At 65.6% G+C, this 17,739-nt stretch carries 13 protein-coding genes; 11 read left to right on the top strand and 2 right to left on the bottom strand.

Features of this window, described 5'->3' with window-relative positions; genetic code table 11:
- Positions 1-48: 48 nt before the first annotated feature.
- Positions 49-813 carry an SDR family NAD(P)-dependent oxidoreductase gene (locus WDA27_08780; protein ID MFA5891028.1) on the bottom strand — a complete coding sequence of 255 codons (765 nt, stop codon included), beginning with the start codon at positions 811-813 and terminating at the stop codon, positions 49-51.
- Between the two features lie 325 nt (positions 814-1,138).
- Here WDA27_08780 and WDA27_08775 point away from each other — a divergent pair, with 325 nt between their 5' ends.
- Positions 1,139-1,468, top strand: a complete 330-nt coding sequence (locus WDA27_08775) for an antitoxin Xre/MbcA/ParS toxin-binding domain-containing protein (protein MFA5891027.1) — start codon at positions 1,139-1,141, stop codon at positions 1,466-1,468.
- 14 nt (positions 1,469-1,482) lie between these two features.
- On the top strand, positions 1,483-1,986 hold the full coding sequence (locus WDA27_08770; GenBank protein ID MFA5891026.1) for an RES family NAD+ phosphorylase: 504 nt from the start codon (positions 1,483-1,485) through the stop codon (positions 1,984-1,986).
- A 54-nt stretch (positions 1,987-2,040) separates the two neighbouring features.
- Here WDA27_08770 and WDA27_08765 read toward each other — a convergent pair whose 3' ends face one another.
- Positions 2,041-3,810 (bottom strand): 3-hydroxybutyryl-CoA dehydrogenase, encoded by a 1,770-nt coding sequence (locus WDA27_08765; GenBank protein MFA5891025.1) that lies wholly within the window; start codon positions 3,808-3,810, stop codon positions 2,041-2,043.
- Between the two features lie 148 nt (positions 3,811-3,958).
- On the opposite strand from WDA27_08765, the gene WDA27_08760 reads away from it, so the two are divergent.
- From WDA27_08760 to WDA27_08720, 9 genes are all read left to right on the top strand, one after another.
- Positions 3,959-5,947: a protein meaA gene (locus WDA27_08760; GenBank protein MFA5891024.1), complete on the top strand. Its 1,989-nt coding sequence runs from the start codon at positions 3,959-3,961 to the stop codon at positions 5,945-5,947.
- Positions 5,944-6,495, top strand: a complete 552-nt coding sequence (locus WDA27_08755; protein ID MFA5891023.1) for an acyl-CoA thioesterase — start codon at positions 5,944-5,946, stop codon at positions 6,493-6,495. Before WDA27_08760 ends, WDA27_08755 begins: the two co-directional genes overlap by 4 nt.
- A gap of 22 nt (positions 6,496-6,517) precedes the next feature.
- Positions 6,518-7,900, top strand: a complete 1,383-nt coding sequence (locus tag WDA27_08750; protein MFA5891022.1) for an LCP family protein — start codon at positions 6,518-6,520, stop codon at positions 7,898-7,900.
- Between the two features lie 66 nt (positions 7,901-7,966).
- Complete coding sequence (locus WDA27_08745; protein ID MFA5891021.1) at positions 7,967-9,085, top strand: VIT1/CCC1 transporter family protein; 1,119 nt, start codon at positions 7,967-7,969, stop codon at positions 9,083-9,085.
- Between the two features lie 90 nt (positions 9,086-9,175).
- Positions 9,176-10,036 (top strand): dTDP-4-dehydrorhamnose reductase, encoded by an 861-nt coding sequence (gene rfbD / locus WDA27_08740; protein ID MFA5891020.1) that lies wholly within the window; start codon positions 9,176-9,178, stop codon positions 10,034-10,036.
- Complete coding sequence (locus WDA27_08735; GenBank protein ID MFA5891019.1) at positions 10,033-11,034, top strand: NDP-sugar synthase; 1,002 nt, start codon at positions 10,033-10,035, stop codon at positions 11,032-11,034. The genes rfbD and WDA27_08735 overlap by 4 nt, the downstream gene beginning before the upstream one ends.
- Before the next feature lie 102 nt (positions 11,035-11,136).
- Entirely contained in the window at positions 11,137-12,096 is a 960-nt protein-coding gene (locus WDA27_08730; protein MFA5891018.1) for a GDP-mannose 4,6-dehydratase, read from the top strand.
- Positions 12,096-13,382 carry a UDP-glucose/GDP-mannose dehydrogenase family protein gene (locus WDA27_08725; GenBank protein MFA5891017.1) on the top strand — a complete coding sequence of 429 codons (1,287 nt, stop codon included), beginning with the start codon at positions 12,096-12,098 and terminating at the stop codon, positions 13,380-13,382. Before WDA27_08730 ends, WDA27_08725 begins: the two co-directional genes overlap by 1 nt.
- Before the next feature lie 209 nt (positions 13,383-13,591).
- On the top strand, positions 13,592-17,632 hold the full coding sequence (locus WDA27_08720) for a hypothetical protein (protein MFA5891016.1): 4,041 nt from the start codon (positions 13,592-13,594) through the stop codon (positions 17,630-17,632).
- Positions 17,633-17,739: the final 107 nt, after the last annotated feature.

Below are 17,739 nucleotides of genomic sequence, written 5' to 3'. Positions count from 1 at the left end.
CCGGCCGGCTTGCGAGCCGACTTCGGACGGTTCCGCCTGGGACTCACCTCAGACCGTCTGCCCGCCGTCGATCATGATGGTGGCGCCGGTGACGTATGCCGCGGCGTCCGAAGCGAGCCATATCGCGGCGCCGGTGATGTCCTCGACCTCGCCCCAGCGCTGCATCGGCACGCCGGTAACGAAGGCGCGCGCGGACTCCTCGTTGGTCCAGTAGGTCTTGTTGAGGTCGGTCTTGATCCAGCCCGGGCAGATCGAGTTCGCGCGCACACCCGTGTGACCCCATTCGACGGCGAGCGTCTTGGTCAGCCCGATCACCCCGTGCTTGGCGGCTGCGTAATACGACAGCCCCGGCGCGGCCGAGACGCCGGCCACCGATGAGATGTTGATCACCGATCCCGAGCCGCGTTCGAGCATGTGGCGCCCCGCCTCCTGACAGAAGAAGAAGACCGAATCGAGGTTCAGCGAGATCGCCTTCTTCCAGCCTTCGATGCGAGTGTCGACGGCGGGCGACATGAACTTCGTGCCGCCGGCGTTGTTGACCAAGATGTCGACGGAGCCGAGCGATTCGACGGCGCGCGCCACGCACGCGCGCACCTGGTCGGGTTGAGTGACGTCGGTGGTGATGGCGATCGCTTTTCTCCCGGTGGATTCGATCTCGCCCGCGAGGAGGTCGATGTCGCCGGTCGAGCGCGCGGCAAGCGCCACGTCGGCGCCGGCCGCCGCGAACGCGCGCGCGATCGCGGCGCCGATGCCGCGCGAGGCACCGGTCACCAGCGCGGTCTTGCCCTCCAGCGAAAACATCTGCAGGCTCATCAAGGTCCTTTCGGCGGTCGGCGTCGCCGCAGTATCCCCGCGCCGGGCGCGCGCCCGCAAGGCGGACGGTCCATGCCTTCACCGAGGTGATGCGCGCCGATTCGGGCAGGTTGCGCGGGAATCCGGATCGATCATGGCGCGTTCGTTGGCAAAACGATCCACCCACCCGCCGGTTGGCGAAAGGACACGACGGTCTCGCTTGTGCGCGGAACCAGGAGGGGTGCCTCTCCCCAGAGGCGATCCAGCGTTCATGAGTTTGTTCATGCTAAAGTGCATTAGAACGTTCAGGATCTTGTATAGTCGCCCTTGAACGGAGGACATCACGATGTCGGCACTTGCGCAGCGAATCGACAAGATCACGGGAGTGATCAAGGCGCGCGATATCGCACAACTTCTCGACACAACTCCGCAGACTGTTTCTCGATGGCGAACGAGTAGGGCGGCACCGCAAAGAGCAAGCTTGGAGAGGCTTCTCAGCTTGGAGTGGCTCATCGACCAACTGCGGGAGTTCTACGAGCCCGACGCAGCGCGACTCTGGCTGTTTTCTCCCCATCCTCTGTTGCGCGGATTGCGACCGGTAGACAAGATTCGCGACGGAGCTATCGACGAGGTGCTGGCGCTGATTGCTCAACTTCAAGACGGCGCCTACGTCTAGGACATTCCAATCCCGTGATCTACGATCCGGCCCTTCTGGATGTCCTCGAGGAATGTCCGCGGGTTTCGTTCCGAGGCGAGGTTTGGCGACACATGCTCGGAGATGCGCCGCCCGTGAAACCGAACATGCGGGGCGCGCGATGGAACCCTCCCGACGTAGCCGCTCTTTATGCGAGCCTTGATCGCGAGACGGCGATTGCCGAGGGTGATCATCTCTTGAGCATGCAGCCGCTGAGGCCGACCGCCGCGAGGCGGCTCTACGCGATGCGGGCCGAGTTGGGAGATGTGCTTGATTTGAGGGACGAACAGCTCCTACTCCGACTCGGGGTAGACGCGGACGACCTGTCGGGCACGGATTTCTCGGCGTGTCAGATGGTTGGTGGCGCGGCGGCCTGGCTGGGCATTGAGGCAATCATCGTTCCTTCTGCGCGCGCTGATGGCGGCAACCTTGTCATATTCGTGCGTGCTCAAGACGCGGATTCGGCACTTGAGATTCGGATCGATGAAGCTCTGCCGTAATCGATGTCAACAATCAATCCCGTTGAGCGGATGTCTGGGTCGGGAATCTGTAATTCATGACGCGTACGTGTAGAAGCCGCGTCCGGTTTTTCGCCCGAGGTAGCCGGCGCGCACCAGATGCCCGAGCAGCGGCGCCGGAGCGTAGAAGGGCTCGCGGAATTCCGCGTACAGCGTCGAGATGATCTGCTCGGTGACATCCAGACCGATGACGTCGGCCAGAGCGAACGGTCCGAGCGGGTGCGCTGCTCCCAGCCGCATCGCGGTGTCGACGTCCTCGGCGCGCGCGTATCCGGACTCCACCAGTCGAACGGCTTCGTTGATGTAGGGGAACAGCAACGCGTTGACGATGAACCCAGCCCGGTCCGGGCATGTGACGGGATGCTTGCCCAAGCGCTTGGCGAGCGCGAAAGCCGTGTCGGCGGTGTCCTCGCTTGTGCGCACGGTCCTTACCACCTCGACCAGTTGCATCACGGGGGCGGGGTTGAAGAAGTGCATGCCGGCGACCTGCTCTGGGCGCTGTGTCGCGGCCGCCAGCGCGATGACCGGCAGAGAAGAGGTCGTGGTTGCCAGGATCGCGCGGGTCGGGACGATCGCGTCGAGCTGCCGGAAAAGCTCGGTCTTGACTTCGAGCACTTCCGCGACGGCCTCGATCACGATGTCGGCGCAGGACAGCGAGCCCAGGTCGGTGGTCGTGTTGATTCGGCCCAGGGACTCGCGTGCCTGTTCTTCGGTCATCTTGCCGCGGTGCACGGCCCGGCCCAGCGACGCTTCGACGGCCGCGCGCGCTTCCTCGGCTCGCTCCACGGAGCGGGCTCGCAATATGACTTCGAATCCCGCTTTCGCGGCAACTTCGGCGATGCCGGTGGCCATCGTTCCCGACCCGACGATACCGATCGTGCGGATGTCCGCGGCGGCCGTCTCGGGAACCTCGCGTTCGTGGCGACCGGTCTCTTTCACATGCGCGGACCCCGGCGCCTCGTATTCGTAAAAGCCCCGGCCGGTCTTGCGGCCCAGAAACCCCGCCGTGACAAACTGCTTGATCAGCGGCGCCGGGGTGTACTGAGTTTCGCCGAACCGTCGCGACATCGCATCGAGGACCTCGTAGGAGGAGTCCAAACCGATCAGGTCAAGCAGCGCGAGCGGCCCCATGGGATGAGCGCAGCCGAGCCGCATCGCGGCATCTATGTCCTCGCGCGAGGCGAAGCCGCTTTCGAGCATGCGTACCGCGTTGTTCAGGTACGGGAACAGCAGAAGGTTGGCCAGAAACCCGGCGCGATCCAGTGCGACGATCGGGGTTTTGCCGAGCGACTCCGCGAACGCGCGCGCCTCCGCGAGCGCGTCGTCGTCGGTCAGCACGGTCTTGACCAGTTCGACGAGCCCCATCACGGGTGCCGGGTTGAAGAAGCGCAGTCCCACCGTGCGCGCCGGCCGTCCCGATGAGACCGCCATCTCGATCACCGGAAGCGACGAGGTGCTCGTCGCCAGGATCGCTTCCGGAGCAAGGAGTTGGTCGAGCGCGCGAAATGCTTCTTGCTTTAGGTGCAGGTGCTCCGGAATGGCCTCGATCACGATGTCGCAACCCGAGAGGTCTTCGTATTGGGACGTTCCGTGCACGCGCGCGAGTGCGGCGTCGCGGTCTTCCGCGCTGATCCGGCCCCGCAGGGCTGCGCGGTCCAGCGACCGGCGGATACGTGCGAATCCCTCCGCTGCGCGTTCGTCGTCCACTTCGCGGAACACGACGGCGTAGCCGCCTCGCGCGCACACCTCGGCGATGCCCGAGCCCATCGTGCCGCAGCCCAGGATGCCAACCGTTGTGATCGTCATGGAGGTCTTCTCCCCGTTTCCGCGCGCGCCGGCCGGAGTATATCCATGCGTTTGGGGGATGGATCCCCTCCCGCGGCCACCCCGTTTCTGGAGTGAGGGATCGCGGGTACGATCAACCGGCATCGTTTTCGACCGCGAGGTGTCGAGCATGGGCGTGAACCACCCGAAGGACAAGCCGTGGGTGATCCGGACCTACGCCGGGCACACGTCGGCGCGCGCTTCGAACGAGTTGTTCAAGCGGAACCTCTCCAAGGGCCAGACCGGACTATCGGTGGCGTTCGACTTGCCGACGCAGTGCGGGTACGACTCCGACGCGCGCATGGCCAAAGGGGAGGTCGGGCGGGTCGGCGTGCCGGTGTCGTCGATTGCCGACATGCGCACGCTTTTCGACGGCATCGACCTCGGCCGGATGACGACTTCGATGACCATCAACGCGACGGCCATGTGGCTGCTGGCTCTTTACGCCGGCATCGCCGACGAGCAAAGCGTCCCGCGCGCTTCGTTGTCGGTCACGACTCAAAACGACATCCTCAAGGAGTATTTGTCGCGAGGGACGTACATCTTTCCGCCGCAGCCCTCTATGCGCCTCGTCACCGACATGGTCACGTTCTGCGCGCGGGAGATCCCCAAGGCCAATCCGATAAACGTGTGCTCGTATCACCTTCAGGAAGCCGGCGCCCAGCCGCACCAGGAGATCGCGTACACGTTGGCGAACGCGATCGCGGTGCTTGACGCAGTGCGGGAGACCGGAGCGATCGCCGAGAGCGACTTCGGGCGGGTCGTCGGCAGGATCTCGTTCTTCTGCAATGCCGGCATCCGATTCGTCGAAGAGATGTGCAAGATGCGCGCGTTCACGCGCATGTGGGACGAGATCGCGCGGACGCGCTACGGGGTCGAGGATCCGAAGTACCGGCGGTTCCGATACGCGGTGCAGGTCAACTCGCTTGGCCTGACGGCGCTGCAGCCCGAGAACAACGTCTATCGCATCGCCTTGGAGTCGCTCGCCGTCTCGTTGTCGAAGGATGCGCGCGCGCGCTCGTTGCAGCTGCCGGCGTGGAACGAGGCGCTTGGATTGCCTCGTCCGTGGGACCAGCAGTGGTCATTGCGACTGCAGCAGATTCTGGTGAACGAGACGGACTTGCTCGAGTACGAGGACATCTTCGCCGGCTCGCACGTGATCGAGGCTAAGACCGAGGAGCTGGAGAGCGCGGCGCGCGACGAGTTGTCTCGCGTGCTCGATGCCGGAGGATCGGTTGATGCGCTTGCCTACATGAAGCAGGAGTTGGTTGCGTCGCTCGCGCGGCGCCGGCGCTCGATCGAGGCGGGCGACGTGCCTGTCGTCGGGGTGAACGCCTTTGTCGAAAGTGAAGCGTCGCCGCTCGAAGTGGGTGCGCTGTTCGAGACGCCCGATGCGGAGGCGGCCGAGCAACATGTTCGCTCCCTGGAGGAGTCCCGCGCGCGCCGCGACGCGTCCGGCGCGCGCCGCGCCCTCGACGACCTGCGGCGCGCGGCGGGCACAGCGGAGAACCTAGTGCCGTATTCGATTCAGGCGGCGCGCGCCGGGGTGACTACCGGCGAGTGGGCCGACGCGCTGCGCGATGTGTTTGGGGAGTTCCGAGCGCCGACGGGGGTATCGGGAGCTGTTCCAGCGACCGGGGAGTTCGAGGAGCTTCGCCGGGTGCGCGCGCGCGTTGAGGAGGTCGCCGCCCTGATCGGGGTGCGGCGGCTGCGGATTCTGGTCGGCAAGCCGGGTCTGGACGGACACTCCAACGGCGCCGAGCAAGTGGCAGTGCGCGCGCGCGATGCCGGTTTCGAAGTCGTATATCAGGGGATCCGCCTTGCACCCGACGCGATTGCGCAGGCAGTGGTGGACGAGGATGTGCACCTGGTCGGGCTTTCAGTGCTCTCCGGCGGGCACACATTGCTGGTCCCGGAGGTTCTGCGCGCGATGCGCGCGCGAGGCGTCGATCCGACCCGGGTGCCGGTAGTGGTGGGCGGGATCATTCCCGAGCGCGACGCCGAGGTGCTGCGCGCGGCCGGTGTCGCTCGCGTCTACACTCCGAGAGACTTCGACTTAACCCGTATCGTGGGCGAACTTGCCGATCTCGTGTCGGCCGCGCACAGAGGAGGACGATGAACTCTCCGGCAAAGCCCGGGCGAACTCCCGCCCCCAATCTCGAACCTCGCACTCCCGGGCAGTCGCGCGCGGTGCTGTCGCAGGTGATGGAGATCGGGGACGCCAACCTCGAGAACAACGTGCACGGCGGCGTGATCATGAAGCTTGTGGACTCGGCGGCCGGCATCTCCGCGGTCAAGCACTGCGGAGGTCGCGTCGTGACCGCGTCTATGGACGAGATGAGCTTCATAGAGCCCGTCTTCCTGGGCGAGGTCGTGACGTTGTACGCGCAGGTCAATGATGTCGGTCGCACCTCGATGGAGGTCGGCGTTCGCGTGCACGCCGAGAACGCGCGCACCGGCGAGCATCGCCACGTGTCCAGCGCCTACCTTGTCTTCGTCGCGCTCAACGCCAAGGGCATGCCGCGACCCGTGCCGCCGCTTGCTCCGCAGACCGATGAAGAGAAGCGCCGCAGGGATGAAGCGAAGATTCGCCGCCAGCACCGGCTGGCGCGTAAAGAGGCGATCCTGGCGCGTCGCGAACGGGAATCCGACGGAGGCTCGGCCTAGCCGATACACTCCGGACACTCACATGTACGACGGCCTTAAGAACCTTGACGTTCCACGACGACGCCCGCGGGGCGCGAAGCGCGCGCTTAAAGCCGGGCTTGTCGTGTTCCTCGTGCTTAGCGTCGGATTCGTCGGCACGCAGGCCGTCACGTTCCTGAAGGTGCGCGAGAATATCAGGCGCGGACAGGACAAGGGCATCGACGTCGTTCCGCCGTTGCCCAAGGGCCCGATGAACATCCTGGTTCTGGGCAGCGACCGGCGCGACGTCGTGGACGACGGGGATCGCAATGCGCGGCAGTTCAAGGGCGGCAGCGGGCAGCGCGCCGACACGATCATGCTCATCCATATGGATGCCGACGGGAAGAAGGCCGTCGTCGTCAGCTTCCCCCGTGACCTTCGGGTCAAGATCCCCGGCCGGGGGACCGGCAAGATCAACAGCGCGTACACCTTCGGTGGCCCGAACCTGATGATCAAGACCGTGTCTCAGCTCACCGGTTCGAACATTCACCACTACGTCGAGGTGAACTTCGACAGTTTCCGCACGATCGTGAATGCCGTCGGAGGCGTGACCGTATATTTCGATGAACCGGTCAGCGATCGCCGCTCCGGCCTGGAGATCAATCAAAGCGGTTGCGTGAAGCTGGACGGCGATATGGCTTTGTCGTTTGTGCGTGCGCGCCATATCTACGCGAGCGCGGACCTGGGACGGATTCAGACGCAGCAGCGCTTTATCCGCGTACTTCTGGGCAAGGTGAAGGGCGTCAGCTTCCTGCTGAATCCGGGGAAGGTCACGTCGCTGTCCAGGGCCGTCGGCAATGGGCTTCGCTACGACACGGGTGTGGACCTGGGGCTGGCGCGCGCCATCGCGAACAAACTCGCCGGATTCGACCAGAAGCGCATCGACTTCCGCATGTATCCGGGTACGCCGCAGTATGTCGGCGGCGTCTCTTACGTCGTGGCAAACGAACGGCAGGCATCGGCGCTGTTCGAGGCGATCGAGGCCGATGCGGATCTGCCTCCGTACGGTAAGACCAGCCAGTCGGTTCCTGAGCCGGCGGATGTCAGCCTCAAGATCATGAACGGCACGGGCGAGAACGGCCTGGCGGGCAGGCAAGCGGTTGTCTTGCGCAAGCTCGGATATCGGATTCGCTCGACGGGCACGGCAGATGTGCAGCCGCGCACCGTGATCACTTACGTCGTCGGCGACGAACTCAAAGCCGAGTTGGTGCGCAAGCAGTATCCAGGTTCCCAAGTGAAGATCGCGACATCGTCGCAATCGGTCGATGTCGTGGTGACGATCGGAACCAACTTCCTGAAGCCGCCGCCGTCGCCGGGCGCGAAGCCTCCGCCGTCGAAACGCCCGACCCCGGAGAAGTCGGTTATCGACACAACTTGCCGGCAGTAACTCGGATGGGCTTCAGTATCGGGCATACCCGCGGGTGCGGTTTCGTTTCGCTCAAGAGGTGATGTCGTGACCGAGAAGCCGGATCTCGAAAGGTATCGGGACAACTACCACGAGGAGATCGACAGCGCGTTCATTTATCGCGCCGTCGCCGACTCCGAGCAGAATGCCGAGTTGGCGGAGTTGTTCGGGCGCCTCGCCGAGACCGAGGAGGCCCATGCGCGCGTGTGGGTCGACCGGCTTGAGGCTGCTGGGGCGAGGGTTCCCGCCCCGCGCCCGCGCCGGCGCGCGCGCATTCTGGCCTGGCTCGCGCGCCGGTACGGCCCGAAACTCGTGATCCCCTCGCTTGCGGCGCAAGAGACTGCGGCGCAAAGGGTGTACGACGACCAGCCGGAGGCGTCGGCGACGATGTCCCAGCAGGAGCGTTCCCACGCACGTCTGCTCGGGACACTTGCGAACGGAGGCGTGCAGGGCAGTGCGATTGCCCGCATGGAGGGGCGCCATCGCTCGGGAGGAGGCAACGCGCTGCGCGCGGCGGTGCTGGGCGCCAACGACGGCCTGGTATCCAATCTGAGCCTCGTGATGGGCGTGGCCGGCGCCAATCTCGCAAACAAGACGGTGCTCGTGGCAGGCATCGCCGGGCTTCTGGCGGGGGCCGGATCGATGGCGCTCGGGGAGTGGCTTTCGGTGCAGAGTTCTCGCGAGTTGTACGAGCGCGAGATTCAGATCGAAGCAGAGGAACTGGAGGCGGCGCCGGAGGAGGAGGAGCACGAACTGGCTTTGATTTACCAGGCGAAGGGACTCCCCGAGGCACAGGCGCGAGAGCTGGCGGCGCGCATAATTGCCGATCCCGCAACGGCGCTGGACACTCTGGCACGCGAGGAGCTGGGGATCGATCCCGACGAGTTGGGCGGTTCACCGTGGACGGCCGCGGGGACCTCGTTTGTGCTTTTCTCGGCGGGAGCGGTGATCCCGGTGATCCCGTTTGTATTCCTGTCGGGCACGTCCGCGATCGCGATCGCCCTCGCCGGCGGTGCCGCCGGGCTCTTCGGCATCGGTGCGGCCATCACGTTGTTCACCGGCCGAAGCGTGTTGCGCTCGGGACTGCGCTCTCTCGCCTTCGGACTCGCTGCGGCGGGACTCACCTACGGCATTGGTCGACTGATTGGCATGACGATCAACGCCTGAGTGATCGGGCGCGCGCCCGAAGGTCACGTCCAGCCCTGGATTCTCAGTACGATTGCGCCGCGTGCCGTCGGCGGAGGGAGAGGATCGGACGTGCGAATCCTGGTGACGGGCGCCGGAGGTCAGCTGGGGCATGATCTGGCGCTGGCGTTCGGCGGCCACGAGACCTTGCTTGCCGATCGGGCGATTCTGGACGTTACCGACGCCGCCGCCGCGCGCGCGCTGGTCGATTCGTTCCGGCCGGACGCGGTAATCCACGGTGCGGCCTGGACGGACGTGGACGGATGCGAGCGTGATCCCGAGCGCGCGCGCCTGGTCAACGTCGAGGGCACCCGCAATGTCGCGGCGGCCGCGCGCGATGCGTTTGTCGTCGTAGTGAGCACCGACTACGTTTTCGATGGGATGCTCGGCCGCGCGTACGTCGAGGACGACGTTCCCAACCCGCTGCAGGTGTACGGGCAAACCAAACTCGACGCTGAACGCGCGGCTCTGGATGTCGGCGCGCGCGTGGCGATCGCGCGGACGGCGTGGCTGTACGGCGCGCGCGTGGCCAACGGGGAGCCTGCGGGGAACTTCGTGACGGCAATCCTTCGGGCAGCGTCACGCGGCACTTTGGATGTTGTGGATGACCAGATCGGGTCGCCGACGTGGACGGGCGACCTTGCGCGCGCGCTGGTGTCCCTCGTCGAGCGCGCAACGCCGGGCATCTTCCACGTCGCGAGTCGCGGCGCGGTGTCTCGCGCCGATTTCGCGCGGGCGGTTCTGCGGGGCGCCGGAAAAGACCCGGCGCTCGTGAGGGCATGTTCGACGGCCGAGGCCTCGCCGCGTCCGGCCGCGCGCCCGAAGAACGCGCCCCTGGAAGGGCGCGCGTGGGCTGCGGCCGGATTCGAACCGCTTCCCGTCTGGATGCGCGCCCTTTCGGTCGCATTGCCGGATATCCTTGCGACTCGATGAAAGCGCTCATTATTGCGGGGGGTTTCGGCACGCGGCTGCGTCCGCTCACCGATCACGTTCCGAAGTCGCTGATGCCGATCGCGAATCGTCCGTTTCTTGAGCACCAGGTGCGACTTCTCGCACGCCATGGTGTCTCCGAGGCGGTCTTGTTGACCGGGTACCTTGCCGCCGAGTTCGAGACGTTCATCCCGCGCGCGGCCGAGATCGGGGTCAAGGTGGAGATCTCGACTGAGGATCATCCGCTGGGAACGGCGGGGGCGGTGCGCAGCCGCCTGGAGGATCTCGACGACACTGCGATCGTCTTCAACGGCGACGTGCTGACCGACCTCGACGTTTCGGCGATGGTCGAGTTCCATCGCGCGCGCGGTTCGGCGCTGTCGATCGCGCTGACACATGTTGCCGACGCCGGCGCCTACGGACTGGTTCCACTGGACGCCCAGGGGCGGATCGAGCGCTTCGTTGAGAAGCCGCCGCCGGAGATCGCTGCGCTCGGCGGATGGATCAACGCCGGGACCTATGTTCTTGAGCCTCGCGTGCTGGCGGACATCCCGCCCGACACCGAGTGGTCCTTTGAGTATCAGGTGTTCCCATCGCTACTGGAGCGCGGAGAGCCGATGTATGGGTTCCAGTCGGATTCGTACTGGATCGATATCGGGACGCCGCAGCGGTACTTGCAGGCGCACTTCGACATCCTTTCAGGCCGGTCCAATGTGGAGGTCGGCGGCAGGATCATTGCGGAGTCGCAGTCCTTTGCGGACGGCACAACAATCGAGGCTCCCTGTTTGCTGGACCACGCGCCGGTGCGGCCGGGGGCCGTTATCGGACCGATGGTGTGCCTTGGGGCGGGAGCGCTGGTCGGAGCCGGCGCGCGCATCGAGCGCTCGGTGATCCACGAAGAAGCGGAAATCGGCGAGCGTGCGGTCGTGCGCGACAGCATTGTCGGCCGCGGAGTTCGGGTCGAGGACGACCGTGAAGTTGTGGGCGTCACGCTTGCGTGAGGCGTGGCGGGCAATTGATCCTGGTTGACCCTGATTGAGACCGTTGCCGCCGGTTTGGCACGGCGTCTACGCTCGGGGGGCATTCGTGCCGAAAGGAATGACATGCGGGTTCTGATCACCGGAGTGACCGGTTTTGCCGGCAGTCACCTTGCCGAGTATTGCTTGGGCCTCGGACACGAGGTGGCCGGCACGATGCGCTGGCGCAGCCAGACCGACAACATCGCCGGGGTGCGTGATCGGATCGCGCTGTTCGAGTGCGACATGCGCGACGGCACTGCGGTGCGCCAGGTGATTGGGGAGTTCCGTCCCGAGCGGGTTTTCCATCTGGCAGCCCAGAGCTACGTGCATGCGTCGTGGTCCGCCCCGGCCGAAACGTTGACGACGAACGTGCAGTCTCAGGTGCACCTGCTGGAGGCGATCCGCGAGTCCAAGCTTCCGGCGCGCGTGCAGCTTGCGGGATCGTCCGAGGAGTATGGACTCGTCTACCCCCATGAGTTACCGATCACCGAGGACAACCCCTTGCGTCCGATGAGTCCGTACGCGGTAAGCAAGGTCGCGCAAGACCTGATGGGATTCCAGTACTTTCGTTCGTACGGGCTGTGGATCGTGCGCACGCGCGCGTTCAACCACGAAGGGCCGCGGCGCGGCGAGGTCTTCGTGACGTCGAACTTCGCGAAGCAGATCGCCGAGGCCGAGGCGGGTTTGCGTCCGGCGATCGTTGAGGTGGGAAATCTGGACGCCCGGCGCGACTACACCGATGTGCGCGATGTCATCGAGGCTTACGTGTTGTCGCTTGAGATGTGCCGGCCCGGCGAGGTGTACAACATCGGAACCGGCATCGCCTGGTCGATCCGCGAGGTTCTCGACACGCTGTTGTCTTTTAGCGACCTGAACTTCGAGATCCGTGTGGACCCGAGCCGCTTGCGCCCCTCCGACGTGGATGTGCTGCAGTCGGACTCAACAAAGTTTCGCACCGAGACAGGCTGGGAGCCGAAGATTCCCTTCGAAACGACGCTGAAGGACACACTGGACTACTGGCGCGCGCGGGTACGGAGGCAGTGATGCGTATCGCGATCGTGGGAACCGGCTACGTCGGACTGGTCACCGGCGCGAGCTTCGCTGATCTCGGACACGAAGTCGCGTGCGTGGACATCGATGTCGAGAAGGTCGCGAAGCTGCGGGGCGGAGAGGTTCCGTTCTACGAGCCGGGATTGGAAGAAGTTGTGGCGCGCGGGCTGGAATCGGGGCGACTGAGCTTTACGACCGACCTTGGTGAAGCGATGGCCGGTGCGCAGTTCGTCTTTATCTGCGTGCAGACTCCGCCCGCCGAGGACGGCAGCGCCGACCTCAGCCGAGTCGAGGCGGTCGCGGCGGGAGTGGCGCGCCACATCCGCTCGTACGTCGTGGTCGTCAACAAGAGCACGGTGCCTATTGGATCGTCGCGGATCGTGGAGCGCATCATCGCGCAACAACTACCCGAGAGCGTGGAGTTCGACATTGCGTCGAACCCCGAGTTCTTGCGGGAGGGCAGCGCGGTGTTCGATTTTCTGCATCCCGACCGTGTCGTAATCGGAACGGCAAGCGAGCGAGCGGCTGGAGCGTTGACCGAGTTGTATCGCCCGCTCGGCGCGCCGCTGATCGTCACCGACTCGGCGACGGCCGAAATGATCAAGTACGCCTCGAACACCTTCCTCGCGACCAAGATCAGCTTCATCAATGCGATCGCCAATATTTGCGACGTCGTCGGCGCCGACGTCAAGGACGTCGCGCTCGGCATGGGCTACGACGCGCGCATCGGCTTCGAGTTCCTCAAGCCGGGGCCCGGGTTTGGAGGGTCGTGTCTGCCGAAGGACTCGCGCGCGCTCATCAAGCTGGCAGAGGGGGGCGGTTACGACTTCCACTTGCTGCGCGGAGTCCTAGAGGTGAACGAGGCGCAGCACCGCGTGATCGCCGCAAAGGTGGAGCGGCTGGCCGGGGGCATCCACGGTAAGACCGTGGCGGTGTGGGGGCTGTCCTTCAAGCCGAACACCGACGACGTGCGCGACTCGCCGGCAATCGAGGTGGTTCGACTGCTGGTCGAGCGTGGTGCGCACGTGCGGGCCTACGATCCGGTCGTGGGCGACGCGGCTTACGAATCGCTCGGCATCGAACGGGCTCCCGGACCGATCGAGGCGGCAGAACACGCGCACGTTGTGCTGGTTCTTACCGAGTGGAATGAGTTTCGGTGGCTGGACTTCCCACGGCTGCGCGACGTGATGGAGCGGCCGGCGGTCGTAGACGCGCGCAATCTGCTTGATCCGCACCTTCTGCGCCAGATGGGCTTCACGTACGAAGGCGTCGGACGGTAGCGACATGACCTCCGTCCGACCGTAGATCTGCGGGACGCGCACAATTCGCCGCAATCCTTTCGCGTCGCGGTCCGGAATGCGTCGCGAGTCCCTGTGCGCACCGGGAGCAGTCCGGCGTTGCGGACATTCCACGCGGAAAACGCGGTGAAACCCCACAAGTCTGCGCTCGTTGTCATTGAGCAAGGACACCGATCGTGGGGTGAAGTGTCGTGAACTCGATTCTCCGAATGATTGCGTTCCGCCGGCTGCCGACAGTTCGTGGCCGGATGATGAGGATGCTCGCGCTGGCGGCGGCGCTGGCGGCCGCCAGTACGTTGTCGATGACGGCGGGCCGGGCGGCGCCCAATACGCTGGTGAAGATCTTGAGCGCCCGCACGGCCGACAACGGCGATGGATACATTGACCATATCTCGGTGACCTTCAGCGCCACTATGGACACCGCAGCGACTCCGCGGGAGTCCGGTGGTCCGGGCGAGCCGGGATTCCGCGTCGTCGGGTATCGGATCTCATCGTTCGTATGGACGAACTCCACGACTCTGTCGATCGGCCTGGCATTCGGCGCCGTGCCCGACACCGCAGCGATGCCGGCCGTCTCGTACGTCTCGGGCGGTGGCGGGGCACAGAAGGTCGCTACGATTCCCGGTGAGACCAACCTGGAGCTAAGCGACTACTCCTCGACACCTGCGACCGACGGCGCCGGACCGGTTCTGCTGTCGGCGACGGCGTTCGATCGTGGTACCGCCGGAATCTTCGCGACGGTGGGGGAGCGACTGGTGCTCAACTTCTCCGAGCCCGCGACGTTGACCGGTGTTGGGGCACTTGGGCGTTGGACGAATCTGGAGCGCGCGCTGCAGTTCAACAACCTCGGCAGCGGCTGCGCAGACGGAGACGGGACGCCCGGCAAGTTCAACTTCCCTCAACCAACAAGTGGTAATGATCCCGTTTCTCCCGTCGGATCCTCCTACCTCGCCGAATGGACGGTGACTGCCAATACCGGCAACGCCATGCCTCCGACGGCGTATCGATTCCCTGCTGTTCCGCTCGGGTGCACGCTTGGTATTGCAGGCACCGGCACGTCGCTGATCACCGATGCCGCGAGCAACGGAGCTGCAGGCCAAGACCTCCCTGCCGCGAGGGCGCAGGCTCGTTACGTTCATCCCGGCGACGCACAGCTGCTTTCGGCGCGCACCGTGGACGGCTCGGGAGGTTCGGCCAACGGCATCGCGGACGCGATCGAATTGACGTTTGATGGGAAGATCGACGACGGGACGATCGCCGGCCAACTCGCGCGCATCGGAGTCACGGTCGGCGGTCAGGACGTGATCGTGGACACCGAGACGGTCGACACCGGTGCTGCCGCCAACGACGCCGCTTTCCTCGTGCGTATCGCGCCGGCTGCCGAGACCGCGTGGGATGGCGCCGTCACGCCTCAGGTTTCCTACGCCCGTCCTTCTTCGTGCGCGAATGAAGGAACCGGCACTGTGGGCTCCGGGCTGAAGGCCCTCGTCCCCACGGGTGGTGCCTACCGCGCCTGCATTGCTTCCTTCCAGGCGACGGTGACCGATGGAGTCGCTCCACGCTACGTCGGAGCTACGACCGTCGACAGCGACGGCAATGGGCTGATCAATCGCCTTCGGGTCAGATTCACCGAACCGATCGCAGTCGCGTCGATCGCAGGCTGGACGCTCGACGGGCGCGCGGCAAACGGCTTCTCGATCGAAGCTCCGGCCGATGTGTTGGCCATCGACTTTCTCGAAGGCGAAACCGCGGATACCGGCACATTGCCGTACCTTCGTTACGCGACGCAGGGTTCGGGAGCCACGACCGACGCCGCAGGCAATCAGGTGCCGGTGACGGCCGCTTTCGCGACCGACGACGGAGCGGCGCCCCGGATTTCTTCCGCAATTGCGGATGATTCCGACGGCGACGCCAGGATCGACACGGTTGTTCTGCACTACAGCGAAGACATCGGCGCAGTGCCCGACGGGATCGCAGCGTCTTTCGCCGTAGCCGGGGAGACGGCGTCGAGCGCGGCGGCCACCGCCGCCGACACGCTTACCCTGGCAGTGGGTCCGATCGAGGGGACCGACGCGAAGGCGATTGAGTACACGGCGGCCAAGAGCATCGCGGACGCCGCGGGGAACGCTACCACCGCACAGTCTTTGCCTGCCGGCTTGGTGACCGACGCCGCGAGCCCCGTTGCAGTCATTGAGGTTTCTCCGACGGCGCCTCTCGGCGCTCGCACGTCCACCGTGACTGCGACGTTCTCCGAGGACATGGACTCGGCGACGGAGCCGGTTGCCGCGCTCGGGATCGCAGCGGTGACCTCGGTTGCGGACGCGAATCACACGAATGGCTGGCGAAACGACAACCCGAGGGTCTGGGACGGCTCGGTCACGGTCTCCGAATCCGACTGCACGCAGTCGCGTGGATGCGCGGTAGAGGTTCACGCCTCTGCGGCGCGCGATCTTCGCGGTAACTCGATGACGACGGCATCTTTGCCGACCGAAATCGACACGATCGCACCGGTTGCTCCGGTATTGAACTCCTTCCTGGCGAGCGTGCCTGCCGGCGAGTCGGTTCCGGCGCTGACGCTGAACATGTTCACGCGAGCCTTCTCGCTCACCGCGGCCGTCGACGCCGGCGACGCTGAGTTCGGTCGGGCTGAAGTCCTTCTGGATGGAGCGCCGATGTCTCCGGTCGCCCTGAGCGAGGTGGTCGTTCCTTCGGCGACGTCGGTGACTGCCACCGCTGCATTCGCGGACGCCGATGCTCTCGCCGCCGCGATACCCGAGGGGGCTCACGAGCTGACGATGCGGCTGTGCGACGACGCCGGCAACTGTTCGGTCTCGGCGTCCGGGACGACCGTCGCCGCCGATTACACGCCCGTCGCGGTGGATCTCGTCGCCCCGGGCGGCGGGGACGTCGTGGGTGGCGGGGACACCCTCGCCGTCGAGTGGAGCGCCCCCAGCGACGCCGACTTCGACCATGTTGACCTGCAGTACTCGACAGACGATGGAGCGACCTACGCTGGGTCGGTTCTGTCGGGGATTCCCGACGCTGCCGGCGCGCGCCAATGGACGGTGCCGGAGATCGACGCAAACCGGGCTCGGGTGCGTGCCGTGGCAGTCGATGCGGCCGGCAACAAGGCATACGACGCCTCGGCGACGGCTTTCACGATCGACTCGTCGCCTCCGGTCGTAACGATCACCGCTCCGGCTGCCGATCCGTTCGTGCCGGCAGGCGGCGTTTACGCGATCACGTGGAACGTCTCGGATGCTTCCGTCGATCGCGTCGCCGAGCCGATGACCATCGAATACTCGCCGGACGGCAAGTCGTGGAGCGCGATCAACGCAGGGGACTACTCACGTGCCGATGACGGGCAGGAACAGTGGAGTGTTCCCAGCGGGACGAGTCTGCGCTCCTACGTGCGGGTGACCGCCGCGGACGCCGTCGGCCGGAGTGCCCGGACGGTGTCATCGCGTCTGATTCGCGGGGTTTCGGGGTACGTCGCCGACGCCGGTGGTCGTCTGGTTCCATTTGGTTCGGCGAACGACAACGTCGGCACCCCTGCGATCGGCAAGGACTCCGTTCGCGGAATCGCTCTTCGCAAGGACGGCAGGGCGGGATATGTGCTGGTTTCCAAGGGCGGCGTCTATCCGTTTGCCGTCGGAGACGAGCCTGTGCCCACCAAACCGCAGGCGACCGGACTCGGCGCCGACCGCGCGCGTGGGATTGCTCTTCGGACCACCACGACCGGCTACGTCGTCGACATGTATGGACGAGTGTTCCCCTTCGGGGGCGCACCGAGCGTCCGGACGTCGAAGACCTGGGCCGGAAAGGACTACGCCCGCGACATCGTGATGCTCCCCAATTTGCGCGGCGGCTACGTCTTGGACGCCTACGGTCGGCTCCATCCCTTCGCGGTGGGCAACTACGCGATGCCCAAGGCGATCAGCGCGCCCAAGATGTCATCGCGCGTGCGGGCTGTTGCGGTCGTGCTGCGCTCCAACGGGCAGTCCGGTTGGGTGCTCAGCAACTACGGGTCGATGTACCCGTTCGGTGGCGCTGCGACGCGCTCGAACAGCTGGAGCAGCTCTACGGCCGACGCTAAGGCATTGCTGATGGTCGAAGACGGCAGCGGATACTGGGTTGACGGCCGCGGCCGGCTGCATTCATGGGGATACGCCTTCGGCGACCCGACGCGCGTCGTGCTGTCGGCCGGCCGCGCGCGCGACGCCGCAGGCTAATCCTGAAAGACCCCACGACGGGCGAGCGGAATCCGGTATTCGGGCTCCGCTCGCTCTGTGTTTGGTCCGCGTCTCTGTCCGCGTGCGCCGGATACCGGGGCACCCGG

Source organism: Actinomycetota bacterium (assembly GCA_041658565.1).
Taxonomy (GTDB): Bacteria; Actinomycetota; AC-67; order AC-67; family AC-67; genus JBAZZY01.
This window is presented reverse-complemented; position numbering and strand designations above follow the sequence as displayed.